This window comes from Paracoccus maritimus (genome assembly GCF_025195095.1).
Lineage (GTDB): Bacteria > Pseudomonadota > Alphaproteobacteria > Rhodobacterales > Rhodobacteraceae > Paracoccus > Paracoccus maritimus.
The window spans coordinates 514,789-536,204 of the sequence record NZ_JANAVZ010000002.1 but is presented as its reverse complement, the minus strand read 5'-3'; the positions used below and the strand labels follow the sequence as shown (position 1 = coordinate 536,204).

At 64.5% G+C, this 21,416-nt stretch carries 16 protein-coding genes; 6 read left to right on the top strand and 10 right to left on the bottom strand.

Translation table 11 applies throughout. The features are described from left to right. Nucleotides 1-16 precede the first annotated feature (16 nt). Nucleotides 17-2,182, top strand: a complete 2,166-nt coding sequence (locus tag MU516_RS05550) for an RNA degradosome polyphosphate kinase (protein WP_260276222.1) — start codon at nucleotides 17-19, stop codon at nucleotides 2,180-2,182. A 55-nt stretch (nucleotides 2,183-2,237) separates the two neighbouring features. Beyond that, entirely contained in the window at nucleotides 2,238-3,773 is a 1,536-nt protein-coding gene (locus MU516_RS05545; protein ID WP_260276221.1) for a Ppx/GppA family phosphatase, read from the top strand. Here MU516_RS05545 and MU516_RS05540 read toward each other — a convergent pair. The 3 genes from MU516_RS05540 to MU516_RS05530 form a co-directional block, all read right to left on the bottom strand. Beyond that, entirely contained in the window at nucleotides 3,770-4,525 is a 756-nt protein-coding gene (locus tag MU516_RS05540) for an SDR family NAD(P)-dependent oxidoreductase (RefSeq protein ID WP_260276220.1), read from the bottom strand. The two genes, MU516_RS05545 and MU516_RS05540, sit on opposite strands and share 4 nt — an antisense overlap. A gap of 134 nt (nucleotides 4,526-4,659) precedes the next feature. Further along, nucleotides 4,660-6,309 (bottom strand): chaperonin GroEL, encoded by a 1,650-nt coding sequence (gene groL, locus MU516_RS05535; RefSeq protein ID WP_260276219.1) that lies wholly within the window; start codon nucleotides 6,307-6,309, stop codon nucleotides 4,660-4,662. Between the two features lie 51 nt (nucleotides 6,310-6,360). Further along, nucleotides 6,361-6,648 carry a co-chaperone GroES gene (locus MU516_RS05530; RefSeq protein ID WP_119748257.1) on the bottom strand — a complete coding sequence of 96 codons (288 nt, stop codon included), beginning with the start codon at nucleotides 6,646-6,648 and terminating at the stop codon, nucleotides 6,361-6,363. Between the two features lie 209 nt (nucleotides 6,649-6,857). Between MU516_RS05530 and MU516_RS05525 the strand changes: the two genes are divergently transcribed. Further along, a complete protein-coding gene (locus tag MU516_RS05525; RefSeq protein ID WP_260276218.1) occupies nucleotides 6,858-7,871 on the top strand; it encodes a TraB/GumN family protein in 1,014 nt (337 codons plus the stop codon). Nucleotides 7,872-7,907: 36 nt separating this feature from the next. Here MU516_RS05525 and MU516_RS05520 read toward each other — a convergent pair whose 3' ends face one another. Both MU516_RS05520 and MU516_RS05515 read right to left on the bottom strand, forming a co-directional pair. Beyond that, complete coding sequence (locus MU516_RS05520) at nucleotides 7,908-9,863, bottom strand: monovalent cation:proton antiporter-2 (CPA2) family protein (protein WP_260276217.1); 1,956 nt, start codon at nucleotides 9,861-9,863, stop codon at nucleotides 7,908-7,910. Nucleotides 9,864-9,887: 24 nt separating this feature from the next. Beyond that, nucleotides 9,888-12,911, bottom strand: a complete 3,024-nt coding sequence (locus MU516_RS05515) for a hypothetical protein (RefSeq protein ID WP_260276216.1) — start codon at nucleotides 12,909-12,911, stop codon at nucleotides 9,888-9,890. Between the two features lie 192 nt (nucleotides 12,912-13,103). Between MU516_RS05515 and MU516_RS05510 the strand changes: the two genes are divergently transcribed. Further along, nucleotides 13,104-13,997, top strand: coding sequence for an SIMPL domain-containing protein (locus MU516_RS05510; protein WP_260276215.1), 894 nt, complete (start codon nucleotides 13,104-13,106; stop codon nucleotides 13,995-13,997). 64 nt (nucleotides 13,998-14,061) lie between these two features. Here MU516_RS05510 and MU516_RS05505 read toward each other — a convergent pair whose 3' ends face one another. After that, nucleotides 14,062-15,348, bottom strand: coding sequence for an O-acetylhomoserine aminocarboxypropyltransferase/cysteine synthase family protein (locus MU516_RS05505; RefSeq protein WP_260276214.1), 1,287 nt, complete (start codon nucleotides 15,346-15,348; stop codon nucleotides 14,062-14,064). Nucleotides 15,349-15,461: 113 nt separating this feature from the next. Next, on the bottom strand, nucleotides 15,462-16,304 hold the full coding sequence (locus MU516_RS05500) for an AAA family ATPase (protein WP_260276213.1): 843 nt from the start codon (nucleotides 16,302-16,304) through the stop codon (nucleotides 15,462-15,464). 183 nt (nucleotides 16,305-16,487) lie between these two features. Between MU516_RS05500 and dksA the strand changes: the two genes are divergently transcribed. Together dksA and MU516_RS05490 are read left to right on the top strand one after the other, a co-directional pair. Then, nucleotides 16,488-16,910: an RNA polymerase-binding protein DksA gene (gene dksA / locus MU516_RS05495; protein WP_209055277.1), complete on the top strand. Its 423-nt coding sequence runs from the start codon at nucleotides 16,488-16,490 to the stop codon at nucleotides 16,908-16,910. A 155-nt stretch (nucleotides 16,911-17,065) separates the two neighbouring features. Next, a complete protein-coding gene (locus MU516_RS05490; protein WP_260276212.1) occupies nucleotides 17,066-18,196 on the top strand; it encodes an FAD-dependent oxidoreductase in 1,131 nt (376 codons plus the stop codon). Nucleotides 18,197-18,242: 46 nt separating this feature from the next. On the opposite strand, the gene glmM is transcribed toward MU516_RS05490, so the two are convergent. Genes glmM through MU516_RS05475 form a run of 3 tightly spaced genes read right to left on the bottom strand, consistent with a single transcriptional unit; the run spans nucleotide 18,243 to nucleotide 21,374 of the window. Beyond that, entirely contained in the window at nucleotides 18,243-19,586 is a 1,344-nt protein-coding gene (gene glmM, locus MU516_RS05485; RefSeq protein WP_260276211.1) for a phosphoglucosamine mutase, read from the bottom strand. Further along, nucleotides 19,583-20,575, bottom strand: coding sequence for a dihydropteroate synthase (folP, locus tag MU516_RS05480; protein WP_260276210.1), 993 nt, complete (start codon nucleotides 20,573-20,575; stop codon nucleotides 19,583-19,585). The genes glmM and folP overlap by 4 nt, the downstream gene beginning before the upstream one ends. Nucleotides 20,576-20,588: 13 nt before the next feature. Beyond that, nucleotides 20,589-21,374 (bottom strand): dihydroneopterin aldolase, encoded by a 786-nt coding sequence (locus MU516_RS05475; RefSeq protein ID WP_260276209.1) that lies wholly within the window; start codon nucleotides 21,372-21,374, stop codon nucleotides 20,589-20,591. Nucleotides 21,375-21,416: the final 42 nt, after the last annotated feature.

Here is a 21,416-nt window from a genome sequence, read left to right as displayed (position 1 = left end):
ACCGAGACGACCGACGATGACACAGGCTGATTTTCTTCGCACACCGCTCCCAGAGCCGCAGGACATGCCCGAGGGTGCCCCGAACGGGGCGGGGCGGTTCTTCAATCGCGAGCTCAGCTGGTTGTCGTTCAACTGGCGGGTCCTGGACGAGGCGCGCAACACGCGGGTGCCGCTTTTGGAAAGATTGCGCTTCGTGTCGATCAGCGCGGCAAATCTGGACGAATTCTACACCGTTCGCGTCGCCGGACTGCGCGAGCTGGTGCGCGAAGGCAGCACCAATATCTCGGATGACGGGCTGACCCCCGCAGAACAGCTGAGCCTGATCAACGCCGATGCGCGCAGGCTGATGAGCGCGCAGCAAGGCGTCTGGAACCGACTGCGCCGCGAGATGGAAGAGCAGGGGATCACCATCCTCTCGCGGTCGCGTCTCACCCGTACGGAAGAAGAGTTCCTGCGCGGCTATTTCGAGGAAAGCGTGCTGCCGGTCCTGTCGCCGCTTGCGATTGACCCGGCCCATCCGTTCCCCTTCATTCCGAATACCGGATTTTCGCTGGCGCTTGAACTTGCGCCCGAGGGCAAGGGCCGCCCGATGCAAGCCTTGCTGCCCATACCGGCGCAGTTGCCACGATTTGTTCCGATGCCTGGAGCCGAGCGTTTCCTGCGGCTCGAGGATCTCTTGCTGATGCATCTGTCCAGCCTGTTTCCGGGCTATCGCAATGCCGGATACTGTGCCTTCCGGGTGTTGCGCGACAGCGATCTGGAGGTCGAGGAAGAAGCCGAGGATCTGGTGCGCGAATTCGAGACCGCGTTGAAGCGGCGGCGGCGCGGCAGTGTCATCCGGCTGAAGATCACGGCAGGCGCATCGGACAAGCTGCGTCAGCTGATCATGGACGAGCTGGAGGTCAGCCCCGACGAGGTGATCGAAGTCGAGGGGCTGCTGGGTGTGGCCGACCTGAAGGAACTGGTGCTGGATCACCGCCGCGAGCTGCTGTGGCCCAGCTTCGCACCGCGCGTCCCCGAGCGTGTTCAGGACCATGGCGGCGACATGTTCGCCGCGATCCGGCAAAAGGACATGCTGCTGCATCATCCCTATGAGACCTTTGACATGGTGGTGCGTTTCCTGCAGCAGGCAGCGCGCGACCCCGACGTGCTGGCCATCAAGCAGACCCTTTACCGCACCAGCCGCGACAGCCCCATCGTCGAGGCGCTGTGTGAGGCGGCCGAAGCGGGCAAGTCGGTCACTGCGCTGGTGGAACTGAAGGCGCGGTTTGACGAGGCCGCCAATATCCGCCAGTCGCGGCGACTGGAGCGCGCCGGGGCGCATGTCGTCTATGGTTTCGTGAACTACAAGACCCACGCGAAGATCAGCACGGTGGTGCGACGCGAGGGCGACCGTCTGGTGACCTATACCCACTACGGGACCGGGAACTATCATCCGATCACCGCGCGGATCTATACGGACCTGTCGATGTTCACCTGCGATCCCGCACTGGGACGCGATGCGACGAAGGTGTTCAACTACCTGTCCGGCTATGTCCAGCCGGCCGGGCTTGAGAACCTGTCGATCTCACCCCTGGATCTCAAGGAGCGGCTTTTGTCGCTGATCGCGCAAGAGGCCGAATTTGCGCGTCAGGGACGCCCCGCGGCGATCTGGGCCAAGATGAACTCGCTGATCGAGAAGGACGTGATCGAGGCGCTGTATTCGGCCAGCGCGGCGGGGGTCAAGATCAGTCTTGTCATTCGCGGGATCTGCGGCATACGTCCTGGAATCAAGGGGTTGTCGGAGAACATTCGGGTCAAATCGATCGTCGGTCGATATCTGGAACATTCGCGAATCGTGTGTTTCGGGAACGGTCATGGCCTGCCGTCCAAAAAGGCGCGGGTGTTCTTTTCCTCGGCCGACTGGATGGGGCGCAACCTGTCGCGGCGGGTCGAGACGCTGGTCGAGTGCATGAACGAGACGGTCAAGGCGCAGATCGTCAGCCAGATCATGGCCGCGAACATGGCCGACGAGGCGCAAAGCTGGCTGCTGCATCCCGACGGGCGATTCGTGCGCTATCTGCCCGATGGCCGCGACGATCTGTTCGATTGTCATCGCTTCTTCATGGAAAATCCGTCACTTTCCGGGCGGGGCACGGCGGGCGCGCGTGACGTTCCGGCCCTGACACATTCGTCCGATTGACCCGGACGCCCGGACGGGTCATTAACGCCCCGATGCGCAAGCAGGAGGCCTTGCAATGAACGGTGTGGCAACGACCAGCGGCAAGAAGGCCGATCCATTGGTCAAGACATTCGCCAAGCTTCCGAAGCGCGCGCTGTCGCGGGTTGGGGTCGTCGACGTCGGATCCAACTCGATTCGTCTGGTGGTCTTCGACGGGGCGGCGCGATCGCCCGCCTATTTCTACAACGAAAAGGTCATGGCAGGACTGGGCGCCGAGATGGCGACGACCGGTCGGTTGAACCCTGCCGGGGTCGAACGCGGCTTCGATGCGCTGCGGCGCTTTGCGGCGCTGGCCCGTGGCATGGATATCGAGCCGCTGACCTGCGTGGCCACCGCCGCCGTCCGCGAGGCCGAAGACGGCCCGGCCTTCCAGGAGCGCGTGGAACGCGAGACGGGCATCAGGATGCTGGTCATCGACGGCGAGGAAGAGGCGCGGCTGTCGGCGCAGGGTGTCCTTCTGGGCTGGCCCGAGGCGAAGGGCCTTGTCTGCGACATCGGCGGCAACTCGATGGAACTGGCCGAGGTCGAGGGCGGCAAGGTGGGGCGTCGCGCCACGTCGCAGCTTGGGCCGTTTCGACTGCAGCAGGTCAAGGGCGGCAAGGACGGGCTGCAAAAGCACATCCGCAAGATGATGTCCGAGCTTGCCGAAAAGCTGGGCACCGATCATCAGCGGATCTATCTGGTCGGCGGCTCGTGGCGGGCCATCGCGCGTCTCGACATGGAACGGCGCGGCTACCCGATGACGGTTCTGCACGAATATCGCATGACTCCGAAGGCGGTCGAGGAAACCGTGGACTGGATCGGCGCGAACGATCTGAACGACTTGCGTGGCCGGGTGGGAATCTCATCCTCGCGAATGGAATTGGTGCCGCTGGCATCGCGGGTGCTGTCCGAACTGGTCGAGACGTTCCAGCCTGCCGAACTGGCCATCAGCAGCTATGGCATTCGCGAAGGCTTGCTGTACGAACACATGTCCGAAAGCCTTCGCCGCCGCGACCCGCTGATCGAGGCGGCACGATTTACCGAACGGCAGATGGCCCGGATGCCCGGCTTCGGCAGGAAGCTGTATCATTTCCTGTTACCGCTGTTCGGCGACGTGGGCCCGGAACGCGAAAGGCTGATCCGGGCGGCATGCCTGCTGCACGACACGACCTGGCGCGCCCATCCCGATTATCGCGCCGAGGCCTGTTTCGACAATGTCACCCGCGCGAACATGGCCGCGCTTAGCCATCCCGAACGGGTCTTTCTGGGCCTTGCGCTGCTGCATCGCTACAAGAACAGCCGTGCAAAATCCCCCATGGAGCCGCTATTTGCGCTGCTTGATCCGGACGAAATCCGCGATGCCGAGATCCTGGGCAAGGCGATGCGGTTCGGTGCCATGTTCGCAATCGACGATCCTTCGGATGCCGGCCAGTTGAAGCTGAAGGACAAGAAGTCAAAGCTTGAACTGACCCTGACACGAACCGGCCGCAGCCTGATGGGCGAGGTCGCCCATTCGCGGTTCCGTTCGTTGTGCAGCGCGATGGGGGTCGAACCGCTGGTCTCCGACTAGGCCGGGTCGGCGCGCAGCGCCGGCAGTCCGACGCCGGTCGATTCGAACCCGCCATCCACGGCCAGCACCTGTCCGGTGATATAGCTGGCCTTGTCGCCTGCCAGAAACACGATGGCCTCGGCCAGTTCCTGTTCGGTTCCATACCGGTTCAACGGGATCGCGTCGTGATAGGCCGCGATGATCTGGGGGCTGTGGACGGCCATGGCAAGCTTGGTCCTGACCGGTCCGGGGGCAATGCAGTTGGCGCGGATCCCGTATTCACCCAGTTCCGCAGCCTGTTGACGGGTCAGATGGATCACCGCGGCCTTGGACGTCCCATAGGCGACGCGCAGCGTCGAGGCACGCAGCCCGGAAATGGAGGCGATGTTGACGATGGCGCCGCCGCGGTGCTTCAGCGCGGGAATGCAGGCTTGGCTGACCAGGAAGGTGCCGTCCAGATTGGTGGCCATCACTGTCCGCCAGCGGTCGAAATCGGTCTGCTCGATGGGCCCGAAATCGGCGACGCCGGCATTGTTGACAACCGCGTCAATCGTTTTGCAATGCTCTAGAACCGTCCGCACCATGACTTCGACCTGATCGGCCTGCGATATGTCGCAACAGACCGCGAAAGCATGATCAATTCCGGGCGCGACCTTTTCCAATTCCGCGCAGTCGCGATCGACCATCGCGACCTGCCAGCCTTGCTGCGCGAACAGTCGTGCCGTTGCCAGCCCGATCCCGCGTGCCGCACCCGTGACGATTGCCGTCTTCACGCTCGTATCCCCCTTCTGGCCTGCTGCCGTGCCACTTTAGGCGGCGGACCGGGAATGAAAAGCCTGTCCGAGAATGCGAAAAAGGGCGCCCGACAGGGCGCCCTTTCGATATCTGCCTTGGGGCAGGGCGATGATTACATCATGCCGCCCATGCCGCCCATGCCGCCCATATCGGGCATGCCGCCGCCACCTTGGCCCTTCGGCTCGGGCTTCTCGGCGATCATGGCTTCGGTGGTGATCAGCAGACCGGCAACCGACGACGCGTCTTCCAGCGCGGTCCGCACGACCTTGGCCGGGTCGATAACGCCGAACTTGAACATGTCGCCATATTCCTCGGTCTGAGCGTTGAAACCAAAGGCCTTGTCGCTGGATTCGCGGATCTTGCCCGCAACGACCGCACCATCGACGCCGGCGTTTTCGGCGATCTGGCGCATCGGAGCTTCCAGCGCGCGACGCACGATGGCAATCCCGGCATCCTGATCCGAGTTCTCGCCTTTCAGGCCTTCCAGCGCCTTGCCGCCCTGGACCAGTGCGACACCGCCGCCCACGACAACACCTTCCTGAACGGCCGCACGGGTCGCGTTCAGCGCGTCATCGACGCGGTCCTTGCGCTCTTTGACTTCGACTTCGCTCATGCCGCCGACGCGGATCACGGCAACACCGCCGGCCAGCTTGGCCACGCGTTCCTGCAGTTTTTCCTTGTCGTAGTCCGAGGTGGTTTCCTCGATCTGCTGACGGATCTGGCTGACGCGTGCCTCGATCTCGGACTTCTCTCCATTGCCATCGACGATGGTGGTGTTGTCCTTGTTGATCGAAACTTTCTTGGCCGTGCCCAGCATGTCGATGGTCACGTTTTCCAGCTTCATGCCCAGATCTTCGCTGATGACCTGACCGCCGGTCAGGATCGCGATGTCCTGCAGCATCGACTTGCGGCGATCGCCGAAGCCCGGTGCCTTGACGGCTGCGATCTTCAGGCCACCGCGCAGCTTGTTGACGACCAGAGTGGCCAGCGCCTCGCCTTCGACGTCTTCGCCGATGATCAGCAGCGGCTTCTGCGACTGGATCACCGATTCCAGCAGCGGAACCATCGGCTGCAGCGACGACAGTTTCTTTTCGTGCAGCAGGATGTAGCAGTCTTCCAGTTCAGCGACCATCTTGTCGGGGTTGGTCACGAAATAGGGCGACAGATAGCCGCGGTCGAACTGCATGCCTTCGACGACTTCGACCTCGGTCTCCATCCCCTTGTTTTCTTCGACGGTGATGACACCCTCGTTGCCGACCTTCTGCATCGCGTCGGCGATCTGACGACCGATCGAGGCTTCGCCGTTGGCCGAGATGGTGCCGACCTGCGCGACTTCGTCGCTGTCGTTCACCGGACGCGAGGCGCCTTTGATGGCTTCGACGACCTTCGCGGTGGCCTGGTCGATACCGCGCTTCAGGTCCATCGGGTTCATGCCGGCGGCAACCGCCTTCATGCCTTCCTTGACGATGGCCTGGGCCAGAACCGTCGCGGTGGTGGTGCCGTCGCCGGCTTCGTCATTGGTGCGCGAAGCGACTTCGCGGACCATCTGTGCACCCATGTTCTCGAACTTGTCGGTCAGTTCGATTTCCTTGGCGACGGTGACGCCGTCCTTGGTGATGCGCGGGGCGCCGAACGACTTGTCGATGACCACGTTGCGGCCCTTGGGGCCCAGCGTCACCTTCACCGCATCGGCGAGGATGTTGACGCCTTTCAGCATCCGGTCGCGGGCGTCGGTGCTAAACTTGACTTCTTTACCAGCCATTTGAATCTCCTGGAATTTCTATCGTGAAGTGCGTGTTCTGGGTGCGGCCGTTCAGCCGATGATGCCCAGAATGTCGCTTTCCTTCATGATCAGCAGCTCTTCGCCGTCGATGGTGACCTCGGTGCCCGACCATTTGCCGAACAGAACGCGGTCGCCCGCCTTCACCGCCGGTGCGATCAGTTCGCCCGAATCCTTGCGGGCGCCTTCGCCGACCGAGATGATTTCGCCTTCCGCGGGCTTTTCCTTGGCGCTGTCGGGGATGATCAGACCGCCCTTGGTCTTTTCATCGGACTCGACGCGGCGGACCAGCACGCGGTCATGCAGCGGTTTGAATGCCATGGGTGAACACTCCGTGTTTCAGGTTCCAGTGCCTTTGTTGGCACTCACCGAATGCGAGTGCCAATGACAGTGATCTAGGCAAGCTGCTGGTGCCTGTCAACGGGCGAATTCAGCGAAATTACCGGCCGCTCTGGTCGCGTGTCGGGTTTTGTGTCAGCGTCCGGCCGCGGCCCGACAATCATGGGTGCGGTGATGAGCAGGAGATCGGGATGAAACACCTGGCAACGGCTTTGGCAATCTGGATGGGCTTTGCCGGAAACGGGGCGGCCGCGACCTGCGAAGGTCGAAACCTGATCGAAGCGATGCCGTCTGATCGCCGCGCTTTGATCCAGCAGGCGGTGGACGGCGTGCCCTATCACCAGGGCCTTTTGTGGCGCGCGACGCGAGGCGATGCGCAGATGACGATTGTCGGCACTTACCATTTCGGTGATCCCCGGCATCAGGCGATGCTGGAACGACTTGATGCACCGCTGCGGGACGCCGCAATGGTGTTCGTCGAAGCTGGCCCGGAAGAGGAGCGGAAGTTGACCGAGGCGCTTGTCGCCGACCCGGACCTGATGGTGAACGCCGATGGGCCGACGCTGCCCGAACGCCTGACGCAGCCGGAATGGGATACGCTGTCGCAGGCCATGGTCGAACGTGGGACACCGGCGGTGGTGACGGCGAAGCTGCGGCCCTGGTATGTGGCGATGATGCTGGGCGTCTCGCCGTGCATGATGAAGGGCATGGCCGAGGGGGGCACGGCCGGCCTGGACCATTTGCTGGTCGATCGTGCCGAGGCGCTGGATCTGCCGGTTCGCGCGCTTGAGCCTTGGGATACGGTCTTCACGCTGTTCGACGATATGTCGCCCGCGCAGGAAATCGACATGATCCGCGCCGCCTTGCCTGCCGCATCCTATGCCGACGATTATGCCGTGACGCTGACGGACGCGTATTTCGCCGGCGATGTCTGGCAGATATGGGAGTTCGGTCGTATCGACGCTTATGCGAATTCGGGCCTGTCCCGCGCGGCGGTAGACGAACAGATGCAGCTTGCCAAGACGCAGTTGATGGATGATCGCAACAGGGCGTGGATCGCGCCGCTAAGCCGCGCGGCCGACGAAGCTGCCCTTCAAGGGCACGGGATCGTCGCTGGCTTCGGGGCCTTGCATTTGCCGGGCGAGCAGGGCGTCCTGCGGTTGCTTGAGAAGGACGGCTGGACGATCGAACGGCTGGATGATTGAAACCGCGGCCGGGCCGATCCCGGATAGCCGGTGATCTCAGCTTCGCCCACCCGGTCGGCTCTTGCGTGGTTCAGGCGGTCGGCCCAGACCGTGTTCGGGTTCTTCCTCGTCATCGTCGTCACTGAGCGGCGCGGCACTGGGGCCGCTGGCGAAACGCTCCATCAGGGCGTTTTCCAGATTGCGGTTCAACTCTCGGCTCAGTTGCACATATTCCGGGTTTTCGTCCAGCGGCACGCCCGGTTTCCACACTTCGGCCAGTTCGCGCAGGGACGCGCGATCGAGGCGATAGAAGATCCGCTCCAGCTCGGAGGCCTCGTATTCGGAAAGCCCCGCATTTTCAAGCACATAACGACCGGCCCGCAGAGAGCTGTCGAAGGTTTCGCGGACGATGTCGTTCGCGCCTGAACTGTAAAGCTGATAGACATTCACGCGGTCGCGCGCCCGCGCCACGATATGCAGGTCAGGGCGGCGTTCGCGGGCATAGCGGATCAGCTTGAGATTGGCTTCGGGATCGTCCAGGGCGGCGACCAGGATGCGCGCCTTGTCCAGTCCGGCGGCCGTCAGGATCTCGGGGCGGGTCGGATCGCCGAAATATCCCTTGAAGCCGAAACGGCGCATCAGCTGGATCAGCTTCAGGTCGTGGTCCAGTACGGTGGTCTGAAACCCTGACATGGTGACCATGCGGTTGATGACCTGTCCGAACCGCCCAACGCCCGCGATGATGATCGGTTGCTGTTCCTCGATCTGATCGGGATCCTCGGTCAGTCCCGCCTCGGATTTCCGCCGTGACAGTTGTTCGTGCAGGATGAACAGCAGCGGCGTGATCAGCATGGTCAACGCCACGACCAGAAGGACCGATTTGGCCAGCGGTGTCGGCAGGATGGTCAAAGAAACAGCGTATGAAATCAGCACGAAGCCGAATTCGCCCGCCTGCGCCAGTGACAGTGTGAACAGCGACCGGTCATTGCGGCCCATCTTGGTCGAACGCGCGATCACCCACAGGATCGCGGCCTTGGCTGCGATCACCCCCGCGGTTGCGGACAGGATGAGCACCGGCTGTTGCGCCAGAACCTCGAAATCCATGCCCGCGCCGACGGTGATGAAGAACAGTCCCAGCAGCAGCCCCTTGAACGGTTCGATCTGCGATTCCAGTTCGTGCCGGAACTCGGACCCTGCCAGCATCACGCCCGCCAGAAATGTGCCAAGCGCCGGAGACAGTCCGACAAGGATCATCAGCGAGGCGATGCCCACCACGATCAGCAACGCCATCGCTGTCTCGATCTCTCGCAGCCGCGACGAGATCACGAAGCGAAAGACCGGACGGATCAGATACTGACCCAGCAGGATCACTGCCGCCACGGCGGCAACCGTGACCAATGTCGCGCCCCACGCAGGCAATCCGGCCATGAAGATTTCGCCGATATGTTCTTCGCCATGGGTATCGGTGGCTGCATGTGCGTCGGTGGCGACATTGCCGCCGAAGGGCGCCAGCAAGGGCATCAGCGCGATCATCGGGATCACTGCGATGTCCTGGGTTAGCAGAACCGAAAAGGCCGAGCGTCCGCCCGCCGTCTGCATCAGCCCCTTTTCCGTCAGCGTCTGCAGCACGATCGCCGTCGAACTGAGGGACAGGATCATCCCCAGCGCAACCGCCGTCGGCCAGCTCAGTCCGAACAGCATGGCCACTCCCGCGACGGCGCCCATCGACAACAACACCTGCGCGCCGCCAAGACCAATCAGCCGGTGACGCATGTTCCACAAGCTGCGGGGTTCAAGCTCCAGCCCGATCAGGAACAGCATCATCACCACGCCGAACTCGGCGAAATGCTGAAGATCGGCCATCTGGTTTCCGGTCAGTTGCAGGACCGGGCCGATCAGGATGCCGCAGATCAGATAGCCCAGCACCGATCCAAGCCCAAGCCGCGCCGACAGCGGCACGGCGATCACCATGGTGATCAGATAGACTGTGGCAAGAAGCAGAAAGTTTTCCATCGCCGCCTGGTACCGTCCGCTTTGCTATTGTCCGTTCAGCACCGACAATTGCTGGGGCCGTCCGGCCTTGACATAGGTGATCCGGCTGTTGCCGATATCGGTGATCGTTCCGCCATTGATCTTGTCGCCCAGTCGCAGCGTGATCACGCGTCCGTTCGACAGCCGGACCAATGCGCGGCTGGCCTTGCCGGCACCGACCGTGCCGATGATCTGGGTCCGGCTGAGGGTGATGCCATCCTTGACAGTCGCATTGGCGGCGGCGCTGCCCTGTCCGCGCCCGACTGCCACATTGGCTGCAACCTCTGGCTCTTTCTCGGCCTCGGGTGGGGTATAGGCCTGTTTCCGCGCGGCGGCGGCGCGGGCTTCGGCCTCGGCTTGGGCGCGGGCGCGGGCTTCGGCCTGGGCGCGGGCTTGGGCCTCGGCCTGAGCATCCGCGGCGGCGCGGGCACGGGCACGCGCCTCGGCCTGACGCTGCAGTTCTTCGTCCATCCGGCGCTGTTCGGCCTGCGCGGCGTCACGTTGCTGTGCTTCGGCGGCAGCGCGAAGATCGTCGGCCGACGGCGCCGAGCCGGGGGTCGATGGCGCCAGGGACGACGCTGCCGCCCGCGCCGCTGCAGCGCTGCGGCGGGGTGGCAGCGCAGAGGCCTTGAGGGCTGTCAGCGCGACGGCCCCGGCGGGGGCCGGGCTATTCGCGACGGCTGCGGCGATCGCATCGTCGACCGCGCCGCTGGACAGGCTGGGATTGCCAGGACCGGAATCCGAGGGGCGGGTCAGGGGGCGTGCCGATCGGCGAAGGGATGCCTGGACGCTGCTTGATGGCGCGGGCGCGGGTGGCGCGGCTGCTGATGTGTCCCGCGGGACCGGGCGTTCCGCGGTTGCGACGGCCTGCGCCACCGCATCGCGAACCGCCTTGTCCGACGGGGCCGAGACCGATACCGGCCGGCGTTGCGGGCGCGCATCCGCCAGCCGGATCAGCACATCATGCTCGGCATTGCTAAGACCCGTCGCACCGGCTTCGGCGGTGCGAAGATCGCGAAGCAATCCGGTCAGAAACGCCTCTTCGGCTGCGGTTAGCCGCGTCGGCGTGCCAGATTCGCTGGCACTGCCCTCCTCCAGCAGGGTCAGGCTGTCGGGGCGGGCTGGTGGACGGCGCGACGATCCCAGCGGCTGCGCCGAGGGGGCGCGCTGGGGGGCGCTGGCGGCTGCCGGACGCGGCGCACCCGTCCCCGACGTGGCCGGGGCAGCGGCTTCAGGGCGGGGTGCGGACCGGGCCGCTGCGGCAGGACGCGCCGGGGGACGCGTGCCCGTCACACGCGGCGGTTCCGGCTGAGTCCGCTGATCGAAGGGCAGCGGGTTGGCCGGGACGGCAGGCCGGCTATCCGGCGCGGGCGGCGTTTCCGCGCGCACGGGTGCAGTGCCTGGGCGGACCGAGCGCGACAGCCGCAGCGTGCTTGCCGCAGCCGCCGCGCGGGCAGCGGCCTCGGGCGATGGCGCGGTGGATGATGTTTCGGGCGCTGCGGACGACGCCTCGGCACGAGGTGCGTCGATATCCTGCGCGGCAGCCTCGGATGTCGGGGCGTCCGCGATGCGCGTTGCTTGCGCCGAGGCTGTTTCGCGGGTCGTGCCGTCAAGGGCCTCGCTCAAGGCACGGGTCAAGGCATCGGAACCCGCATCGTCGGTCGAGGGGGGCGCTGCGGCAGTTTCCGGGGCCTCCGTTGTCTCGGTCGGTGCGACGGGTTGTGCTTCGGCTGATGTGGTATCGGGGCCGTTCTCTGCCATCGCGGACTGTGTCGTCTCCGCGGGTGCGGCGGCGGGGTCCGTGACCGCGCTGTCAGGCAGGGCCGGTTCGCCGGCGATTTCAGAGGCTGGCTCTGACGCAGGGGAAATATCCGACACCACGGGATCTGCCGAGGGCTGCGATGCGGAAGACTGGTCTTCGGAAGGCTGGGGCGCTGACGACTGGGATGTGGGCGGCTGCGCGTCGCCTGCGATCTGCTGTGTGTCATCCGCGCCACCGAAGAACAGCAGAACCGCGACCAGCGCCGCGACCAGCAAGCCCATCATGACCGGCAGACGTGCCGGATCCATCCGTTTCAGCCGGGCAATCAATGCCTGATGCGGTTTCAGCGCGGGTTCTTCGGTCGCGACGCGCCTCGCGCGAGCCTCGGCGGCGCGATCATGCACGGCGGCAGCGCGTGGCGACAGTCGAGGCGTGTCTGACGGCTTGCGGTCACCATGGCGGATGACCGGCGGGGCGGCCACCACCGGCGCAGTGGCCACCGAAGCTTCGGGTTCGTTGGGACCGGCGTTCGACGGCTGGTCAGGAATCGGCTGCGGCTCTGGCGCGCCGGTGGGTGCGTTATCGGCTGCGACGACCGTTTCGATGACCTCGGGTTCGGGCAGGTGATGCGGCGTAATCCGCGATACGATCGGTGCCTCTGCGCGTTGCAAGGCCACAACGGGTTCAGGCTGATCCTCGATCACCGGTGCCGTGATCCGGGCCTGCGACAGGTCCGGCGCGCTGAAGGGCGGGATCGCCGCGTCGTGTGCGGCGGCGCGGCTGGGACCGAAGTCCGGCTGCCCGTCGAACCGCGCATCGCCGGGACGCGCCACGAAGCCGGTGGCAAAGAAGCCCTGTGCGCGGGCGAATTCCTCGGCCTCGTCCAGCGTTCGGCGCGCAACCGCGGCCACGCGCAAGGTTTCGATATCGCCGGTCTCTGCCGGACACCAGTCGAAGGCCAGTTCGTCCGCCTGATACGGCGTCATCGCCTCCAATGCGCGGGCCACCACGGCGCCGGTCTCGGCACCGACAGGCACGGTCAGTGTGGTGTAAAGAATCTGATCGTCGGGGATCACCAGCACGGTGTCGGACTGGCCGGGTGCGCCGCCCGCCTCGACCCGCAGGGCGTTCAGTGTCGCACCCAGGTTTCCACCACCGAACCGGGCCTGACCCAGTGGCAGCCAGTCTCGCCCGTCATGGCGTTCCAACAGGACGGCCTCTTGGGTGAAGCTCATCGCGAATTCGGGGGCAGGCGCGTGCTGGTTCATATCTATATATCATGCTCGAAATGGCGTCGCGGTTCTGTCTTGCCGCGATCTGGTGGGCCTCGTCTTGATCTACCCCAAATTGTGGTGTGAGAAAAGCGAATCTGGCGCAGGTGTGAACGCTTTTCGTCGAACGCCGCGCTATGATCCCGCGTTGCGGCCGCAGTCGCGCAAACGAGAATAAAGGACAATTTCATGACCCATCCGATCCACGTCATCACGCGCTCGGCGATGATCGCTTCGGCGGCCTTCGGGCTGGCGCTGGCAACGCCCGCTGTCGCGGCCCCCGGCAAGGGCATGATGCCCCATCATTGCGCCCCGGGTATGACCTCGCGCCTGACCGTCACCGGGCAGGGCGAGGCGCGGATCGCCCCCGACCTGGCGACCATCCAGCTTGGCGTGACCAGTCAGGCAGATAGCGCGGCCGAGGCGATGCGCCAGAACGCAAGCCAGCAATCGGCGGTGATCGAGGCGCTGAAGAGTGCGGGAATCGCCGACACCGACATCCAGACCTCGGGGCTGAACCTGAACCCGATGATGGATTACGGCGAGAATCGGGCACCGTCCGTGACGGGCTATCAGGCCAGCAACATGGTTGCCGTCCGCGTCTCCGACATGGGGCGCCTGGGCGAGGTGCTGGACGCCATCGTGGCGGCAGGCGCCAACCAGATCGACGGCATCACCTTCGGCCGGAAGGACGGCAAGGATGCCGAGGACGAGGCGCGCCGGGCCGCTGTCGCGGACGCGCGCCACAAGGCCGAGATCCTGGCCGAGGCGGCGGGTGTTTCACTGGGACGGGTTCTGGTGATCGGGGATACGCAGATGTCCGGTGGGCCACGGCCGATGATGCGGATGGCCGCTGACGCCGCGCCGATGGCCGAAAGCATCCCGGTCGAGGCGGGCGAGTTGTCGGTGAATGCCGTCGTGCAGATGGAATATGCGCTGAACGGCGGGCAGCAGGATTGTCGGCCGCACAAGGGCAAAGGCAAGAAGGGCGGCATGCACGGCAAGGACGCGGAAGATGCGGATGGCAAAACCGCGCCCGCAGATCAGGATGCCGTCGAGGTGCCCGAGAACGATTCGAACTGATCAATCCAAGTCATTGGAATGAAAGGGGGCGATGGCGCCCCCTTTTTTCTTCACCGGCCGAAGGTCAGCCGGCTGCCTTGGCCAGAGCCTGATCCAGATCGGCGATCAGGTCGTCTGCGTTCTCGATGCCGATGGACAATCGGACCACCTCGGGCGCGGCGCCTGCGGCACGCTGCTGATCTTCGGTCAACTGTCTGTGTGTGGTCGATGCGGAATGGATCACCAGCGACCGCGCATCGCCCAGATTTGCGACATGGCTGAACAACTCCAGCCCATCGACAAGCTTCACCGCCGCGTCGTAGCCGCCCTTGATCGAAAACGTGAACAGCGATCCGGCGCCCTTCGGGTAAAGACGCTTGGCGGTCGCGTTCCATGGCGACGACGCCAGCCCGGCATAGGTCACGCTTTCGACACGCGGATCCTGTTCCAGCCATTCGGCGACCTTGAGGGCGTTTTCCACATGGCGTGGCATCCGCAGCCCCAGCGTCTCGATCCCCATCAGTGTGTAATGGGCGCCTTGCGGGTTCATCGTCATGCCCAGGTCCCGCAGCCCGATCGCGATCCCGTGGAAGGTAAAGGCCAGTGCGCCGAAGGTCTCGTGGAACTTCAGCCCGTGATAGGCGGGTTCCGGCTCGGACAGGGACGGGAACTTGTCGCTGGCCGACCAGTCGAACTTGCCGCTATCCACCACGACGCCACCGGTCACGGTGCCATTTCCGGTCATGAACTTCGTCAGGCTGTGCACCACCAGCGTGGCGCCCATCTCGATCGGCTTGCACAGATAGGGCGTGGCCAGCGTGTTGTCGACGATCAGCGGGATGCCCGCCGCGTCGGCGATCTTGGCTACCGCCGGGATATCGGTCACATAGCCGCCGGGATTGCTGATGGACTCGCAGAAGATTGCCCGCGTGTCGTCGTCGATGGCAGCTTCAAGGGCCTGCGGATCATCCATGTCGACGAATTTGGCGGACCAGCCGAAACGCCTGATCGTATGGCTGAACTGGGTGACGGTTCCGCCATAAAGCCTTGTCGAAGCGACGATGTTCTTGCCCGGACCCATCAGCGGGAACAACGCCAGGATCTGCGCGGCATGTCCCGACGAACAGCAGACCGCGCCCGCGCCGCCCTCAAGCATTGCGACGCGCGACTGCAGGGCGGCGATGGTCGGATTGGTCAGCCGGGAATAGATGTAGCCGACCTCTTGCAGGTTGAACAGCCGCGCCGCGTGGTCGGCATCGCGGAACTGATAAGAGGTCGTCTGATAGATCGGCGTTTGCCGCGCGCCGGTGGCCGGGTCAGGCGTCGCGCCCGCGTGAATCGTCAGCGTGTCGAAATCAAGCTCTTGTGTCATCGTCCCCTCCGTCTAGGTCGCGGGCAGCCTAGTCGTGCGGCGGGCACGGCGGCAATGGGCAATCCGCCCCAATAATCACGTTGCGTGCTTCCCCAGACAGGTGGGTGACGCCGCTATCGGCCCTGGCGGCGCGCAAGGAAGGCCAGCTTTTCAAACAATGCCACATCCTGTTCGTTCTTCAGCAGCGCGCCGTGCAGCCGGGGCAGCATCTCGCCGGGCTCACGCTTCAGATCCTCGGGCGACAGATCCTCGGCCAGGATCAGTTTGAGCCAATCCAGAAACTCGCTGGTAGAGGGTTTCTTTTTCAGTCCCGGGGCCTCTCGCATCTCGAAAAACTGGCTCAAAGCCTCGTCCAGCAAACGTGGTTTCAGGCCGGGATGATGCACTTCGACGATGGCCTTCAACGTGTCTGCATCTGGGAACCGGATATAGTGGAAGAAACAGCGGCGCAGAAATGCGTCGGGCAGTTCCTTTTCGTTGTTCGAGGTGATGACGACGACAGGGCGATGCGCCGCACGCACGGTCTGGCCGGTCTCGTAAACGTGAAACTCCATCCGGTCCAGTTCCTGAAGCAGATCGTTCGGAAACTCGATATCGGCCTTGTCGATCTCGTCGATCAGCAGAACCACGCGGGTTTCCGCGTCGAAGGCCTGCCACAGCTTGCCCTTGCGGATATAGTTTCCGACGTCGTGGACGCGTTCATCGCCAAGCTGGCTGTCGCGCAGCCTGCTGACCGCATCATATTCATACAGGCCCTGCTGCGCCTTGGTCGTTGATTTCACATGCCATTCGATGATCGGCATGCCAAGGCTTGCCGCGACCTGCCGGGCAAGCTCGGTCTTGCCGGTTCCGGGTTCGCCCTTGACCAGCAACGGCCGTTCCAGCGTGACGGCCGCATTGACCGCAATGGCCAGTTCTGGCGGCGCGACATACTGGTCTGTACCCGTGAATTGCATCAAAACTCTCCTTTCACGTGAAAAGCTTGCCGGGATTAGCGTCACCGGCGAGCCGCACGGCCAACTGTTCTGTATCAATCGCACAAATAGCGGTTCATCGACTAGTGACAAGCCTCACTTCATCCTTTAATGGGGCCGCAAGGTGCCGGATTTCAGATCCCGCCCGGCGCCGCCGGAGGACAAATGAAAGCCCAGACCTTCCTTCCCCAAGATTACCGCCCCGCCGAGGACGAGCCGTTCATGAACGAACGGCAGCTGGAATATTTCCGTCGGAAGCTGGAGGCCTGGAAACAGGAATTGCTGGACCAGTCGGCAGAAACGCTGGAAGGGTTGCAGGACAGTGCCCGCGCAGTGCCAGACCTGGCCGACCGCGCCAGCGAGGAAACCGATCGCGCGCTGGAACTGCGGACCCGCGACCGTCAGCGAAAGCTGGTCAGCAAGATCGATGCCGCGCTGCGCCGTATCGAGACCGGCGAATACGGTTATTGCGAAATGACCGGAGAGCCGATCAGCCTGAAACGTCTGGACGCCCGTCCGATCGCGACCATGACGCTGGAGGCGCAGGAACGGCACGAGCGTCGCGAACGCGTGCATCGCGACGACTGAGTGATCGCCACCGAACCGATCGGCCGCGACACGATGACGACCATGTGTCACAGACAGCTTGCAACGCCCGCAACATCTGGCACGGGCTTTGCAAACGGCCCGTCGATCCGTGTGATCGGCGGGCCTTTCCATTGTCGTACCGACGAGGCCCGCTGATGAACCGCGGTGCGTTGAAGGGCAGGCGGGTCACCATTGTCGGTGCCGGGATCGGCGGGTTGACGACGGCAATCGCCTTGACCCGTCGCGGGGCCAGCGTGACCGTGCTTGAACGTGCGCCCGCGATCAAAGAGGTTGGGGCCGGGCTCCAGCTTTCGCCCAACGCGATGCGCGTCCTGCAGGTGCTGGATCTGCAACAGGCGGTCGAAGCCGTGTCCTTGCGCAGCCGCGCGGTCCAACTGCGCGATGCCACCGGGGCAGGGGTCGTCAGGCTGGATCTGGTCGGGCATCGCCCGCAGGCGCAGTTCCGACTTGTCCATCGGGCGCGACTGATTGCGGTGCTGGAGGCCGCCGCGCGTCGGGCCGGTGTTCGCATTCTTCTGGACACGCCTATATCCGAGCCTCCGGACGACGCGCTGGTCGTCGGTGCGGACGGGTTGCACAGCGTGATCCGACGCCATCTGAACGGTCGGGAAGTTCCCTTCTTCACCCATCAAACCGCGTGGCGCGCCGTCATTCCAGATGATAACCCAGACCCGGTAGCGGAGATCTTCATGGGTCCGCGCCGACATCTGGTCAGCTATCCGCTGGCCGAAGGCAGACGCAATATCGTCGCTGTGCAGGAGCGGCATGACTGGCAAGCGGAAGGCTGGTCGCATGCTGACGATCCGGCCAATCTGCGGGCGGCATTCGCAGGCTTCGGGGGACCTGTGCCGCGCTGGCTTGCGGCGGTGAACAAGGTTCATGTCTGGGGGCTGTTCCGCCATCCGGTCGCGCCGGTCTGGCAGGACGGAAGATGCGTCCTGATCGGTGACGCGGCCCATCCGACCCTACCGTTCATGGCGCAGGGCGCGGCCTTGGCCATCGAGGATGCGTGGACCCTGGCGGCCTGCCTTGACGCCGGGACCGATCAGGACTCCGCGCTTGTCAGGTTCCAGGCGCTGCGCAGGCCGCGCGTCAGCCGCGTCGTCGAGGCCGCGAACGCCAACGCGCGAAACTATCATCTGACGGGATCCAGGCGGCTTGCCGCCCACGCGGTGCTGCGGTTGGCCGGACGGGTGGCGCCCACCCGGCTGATATCGCGATTCGACTGGATCTATGACCATGATCCGGTCTCGGCGCAGTGCTGATCCACGCGAAGATGTGGTCCATCGGCACTGATGGACCCGACGCGGCTCAGGCGGCCTGTTCGACCGCCGCGACGATGCCGTCGACGACCTCGTGCAGCACCGTCTCGTCCTCGGCCTCGGCCATGACGCGGATCAGCGGCTCGGTTCCCGACTTGCGGATCAGCACCCGGCCGGAACCGGCCAGCCGCAGTTCTGCGTCGGCGATCACCGCGCGGACCGCATCGACCGACAACGGGTCCGCCCCGGCGGCGTAGCGAACATTCTTCAGCAGTTGCGGCACCGGATCGAACTGGCTGGCCAATTGGCTGGCCTTCATGCCGGTGTCGGACATCGCGGCCAGGAACTGCATCGCCGCGATCAGCCCGTCGCCGGTCGTGGCATAGTCGGTCATCACGATATGTCCCGACTGTTCGCCGCCAAGGTTGAAGCCTGCCTCGCGCATGCGTTCGACCACATAGCGATCTCCGACGCGGGTCCGCTCCAGGCGCAAGCCGCGCCCCTGAAGGAAATGTTCAAGGCCAAGATTGGACATCACCGTCGCGACCAGCGCGTCGCCCTTCAGTCGCCCCTGCGCTGCCCACCGCGCCGCCAGCAGCGCCATGATCTGGTCGCCATCGGCCAGCCGGCCCGTCTCGTCGATGATCACGACCCGGTCGGCATCGCCATCCAGGCTGATGCCCAGATGGGCGCCGTGTTCCAGCACCGCCGCCGCGCAGGCGCCGGGATGGGTCGAGCCGACGCCATCATTGATGTTGAAACCGTCTGGCTCGACCCCCAAGGGGATCACATCGGCACCCAGTTCCCACAAGACCTCGGGGGCGGCGCGATAGGCTGCGCCGTTGGCGCAGTCCACAACCACCTTCAGCCCGTCCAGCCGCTGACCCGCGGGGAACGTCGTCTTGGCATATTCGACATACCGGCCGCGCCCGTCGTCGATCCGCTTGGCGCGGCCGATATTGCGGGGCTGGGCAGGGTCAATCTGTCCTTCGACGATCGCCTCGATTTCGGTCTCGGCATGATCGGACAGTTTGAAACCATCAGGGCCGAAGAACTTGATGCCGTTATCCTCGGCCGGGTTGTGGCTGGCCGAGATCATGATGCCCAGATCCGCCCGCATCGACCGGGTCAGATAGCCGACCGCCGGCGTTGGCACCGGCCCCAGCAGCAGCACGTTCATGCCGGTGCTGGTCAAACCCGCCGTCAGTGCGTTTTCCAGCATGTAGCCCGACAGCCTTGTGTCCTTGCCGATCACCACGCGATGCCGATTGCGCCCGTCGCGGCGAAAGAAGCGCCCTGCCGCGGCACCCAGCCTCAATGCCATTTCCGCCGTCATAGGATGGCTGTTCGCGCGCCCGCGCACCCCGTCTGTTCCGAAAAGCTTTCTGCTCATTCTTGTGCCTCGTCATTCTTGTTGACGGCCTGCCAAAGCCGCAATCCCTGCGCGATCTCGGCCACGTCGTGGACCCGATGCAGCTGCACGCCCTGCGCCACCGCGGCCAGCGTCAGTGCAAGGGTTCCGGGCGACCGGTCTGCGGCGGTCTCGGCCCCGCCGACAGTTCCTATGAACCGCTTTCGCGACACGCCCAGAAGGATCGGGCATCCCAAACCGTGATACAGCGAGATCCGCTGCAAGATCGCCAGATTATGCGCCAGCGTCTTTCCGAAACCGATGCCCGGATCGATCACGATTTGTGACCGAACGATGCCAAAGCTTTCGGCGCGCGTGATCCGCGCCTGCAACGCATCGTAGATGTCCAAGAGAACGTCGTCGTATCGCGGATCGTCCTGCATCGTCTGGGGCAGGCCCTGGGCATGCATCAGGCAGACCGGCACATCGGCCGCCGCGACGACCCCCGCAAGGCCCGGATCGAAGTCGAATCCAGAAACGTCGTTGACCATCATCGCGCCGTCCGCCAGCGCGGCGCGCGCAACTTGGGCCTTGCGCGTGTCCACGGAAACCGGTGTCCGACCGGCAAGCGCGCGGATGACGGGACTGATGCGGGCGATTTCGTCGTCCACCGAAACCTCGACCGCACCGGGGCGGGTGGATTCCCCGCCGATATCCAGAATATCCGCGCCAGCGTCCGCAAGCGACGCAGCTTGTGCAAGCGGGTCATACGCGCCGCCATCCGAAAAGCTGTCCGGCGTCGCGTTCACGATTCCCATAAGCCGTGGCCGGTCCAGCGTCAGGCCCAGCAACGGGCGACGCGGCGCTGTCAGCGCGGCAATCACCTCGGTCGGGGCGTCATCGACGATCTGTGGCGCGTGGCCGCGCTGCAGCCGTTCAAGATGTGAAAATCGCACCGATCCCCCGGCCAGCGGCCAACGACCACCATGGGACGACGGAACGGGACGAAAATAGGGACGGTCTTCAGTCATCGGACAACTTGGATCATGCGCGGCAGATCGTGACGGCCAGCCCATCCGGCGCCACGGGCAGCGGATCGGGTTCCGCCAGTGAGAAGGCGATCCGCCGAACCGGCATCCGCGCGGCCAGCCAGAAGGCGATGGTTTCCGCCGTCTCGCCGGCGGCGGCATCGTCGGCTGCAAGCCGCGCGGGCGCCCAGATCACTGGGCGGCGATCGTGGATGGCAGCGTCAAGTTCAGTGCGAGTTTCGGCGATCTCAAGCCCGATCCGCTCGGCCAAGGCCCATGCCGCCTGATCCAGCGTCAGCAGGGCGATCCGGCGACGCGCGATGCTGGTGGACGGCGGGGCAGGATCGTGGATGGCGGGCAGGATGACTACGGCACCCCGCGGCAACTCTGTCGGCGCGCGCCAGACCATCAACTCGCAGGGCAGGTCCGGGGGCGTCGCTGCCACGCGGGGGGCATCGCGGCTGATGGTGATGCCAAGCGCACCCGGACCGCGATCCAGTTTCTCGACGCTGACCTCGACGCGGGCAGCTGCGGGATGTGCCAGAATCTCGGCCGCAATCTTTTCGGCCAATGTCTCGACAAGCGCATATCTGCGATCAGACAGCGCCGTATCCACGGCCTGCGTCAGCACATCATACGACAGGATGCGATCGACCTGATCGTCCGATCCGCTGACGGCATCGGCAAGATCCACACTGATTGTGAATCTCAGCCGCTGCACGCGGCCGCGTTCCGATTGAAACGCACCGATCTCGGCCGACAGGACGTGATCGCGCAGATGAATGCGGTCGGGCTTTTCCATGACGGTCATTCACCTCAAAAAAAGGTGGCTGACAAGCCCGAG

Bases quoted from the DNA above. Each gene is read 5' to 3' on its own strand.
- MU516_RS05550 (WP_260276222.1), top strand. From the start codon at position 17: ATGACACAGGCTGATTTTCTTCGCACACCGCTCCCAGAGCCGCAGGAC.
- MU516_RS05545 (WP_260276221.1), top strand. From the start codon at position 2,238: ATGAACGGTGTGGCAACGACCAGCGGCAAGAAGGCCGATCCATTGGTC.
- groL (WP_260276219.1), bottom strand. From the start codon at position 6,309: ATGGCTGGTAAAGAAGTCAAGTTTAGCACCGACGCCCGCGACCGGATG.
- MU516_RS05530 (WP_119748257.1), bottom strand. From the start codon at position 6,648: ATGGCATTCAAACCGCTGCATGACCGCGTGCTGGTCCGCCGCGTCGAG.
- MU516_RS05525 (WP_260276218.1), top strand. From the start codon at position 6,858: ATGAAACACCTGGCAACGGCTTTGGCAATCTGGATGGGCTTTGCCGGA.
- MU516_RS05520 (WP_260276217.1), bottom strand. From the start codon at position 9,863: ATGGAAAACTTTCTGCTTCTTGCCACAGTCTATCTGATCACCATGGTG.
- MU516_RS05515 (WP_260276216.1), bottom strand. From the start codon at position 12,911: ATGAACCAGCACGCGCCTGCCCCCGAATTCGCGATGAGCTTCACCCAA.
- MU516_RS05510 (WP_260276215.1), top strand. From the start codon at position 13,104: ATGACCCATCCGATCCACGTCATCACGCGCTCGGCGATGATCGCTTCG.
- MU516_RS05505 (WP_260276214.1), bottom strand. From the start codon at position 15,348: ATGACACAAGAGCTTGATTTCGACACGCTGACGATTCACGCGGGCGCG.
- MU516_RS05500 (WP_260276213.1), bottom strand. From the start codon at position 16,304: ATGCAATTCACGGGTACAGACCAGTATGTCGCGCCGCCAGAACTGGCC.
- dksA (WP_209055277.1), top strand. From the start codon at position 16,488: ATGAAAGCCCAGACCTTCCTTCCCCAAGATTACCGCCCCGCCGAGGAC.
- MU516_RS05490 (WP_260276212.1), top strand. From the start codon at position 17,066: ATGAACCGCGGTGCGTTGAAGGGCAGGCGGGTCACCATTGTCGGTGCC.
- glmM (WP_260276211.1), bottom strand. From the start codon at position 19,586: ATGAGCAGAAAGCTTTTCGGAACAGACGGGGTGCGCGGGCGCGCGAAC.
- folP (WP_260276210.1), bottom strand. From the start codon at position 20,575: ATGACTGAAGACCGTCCCTATTTTCGTCCCGTTCCGTCGTCCCATGGT.
- MU516_RS05475 (WP_260276209.1), bottom strand. From the start codon at position 21,374: ATGGAAAAGCCCGACCGCATTCATCTGCGCGATCACGTCCTGTCGGCC.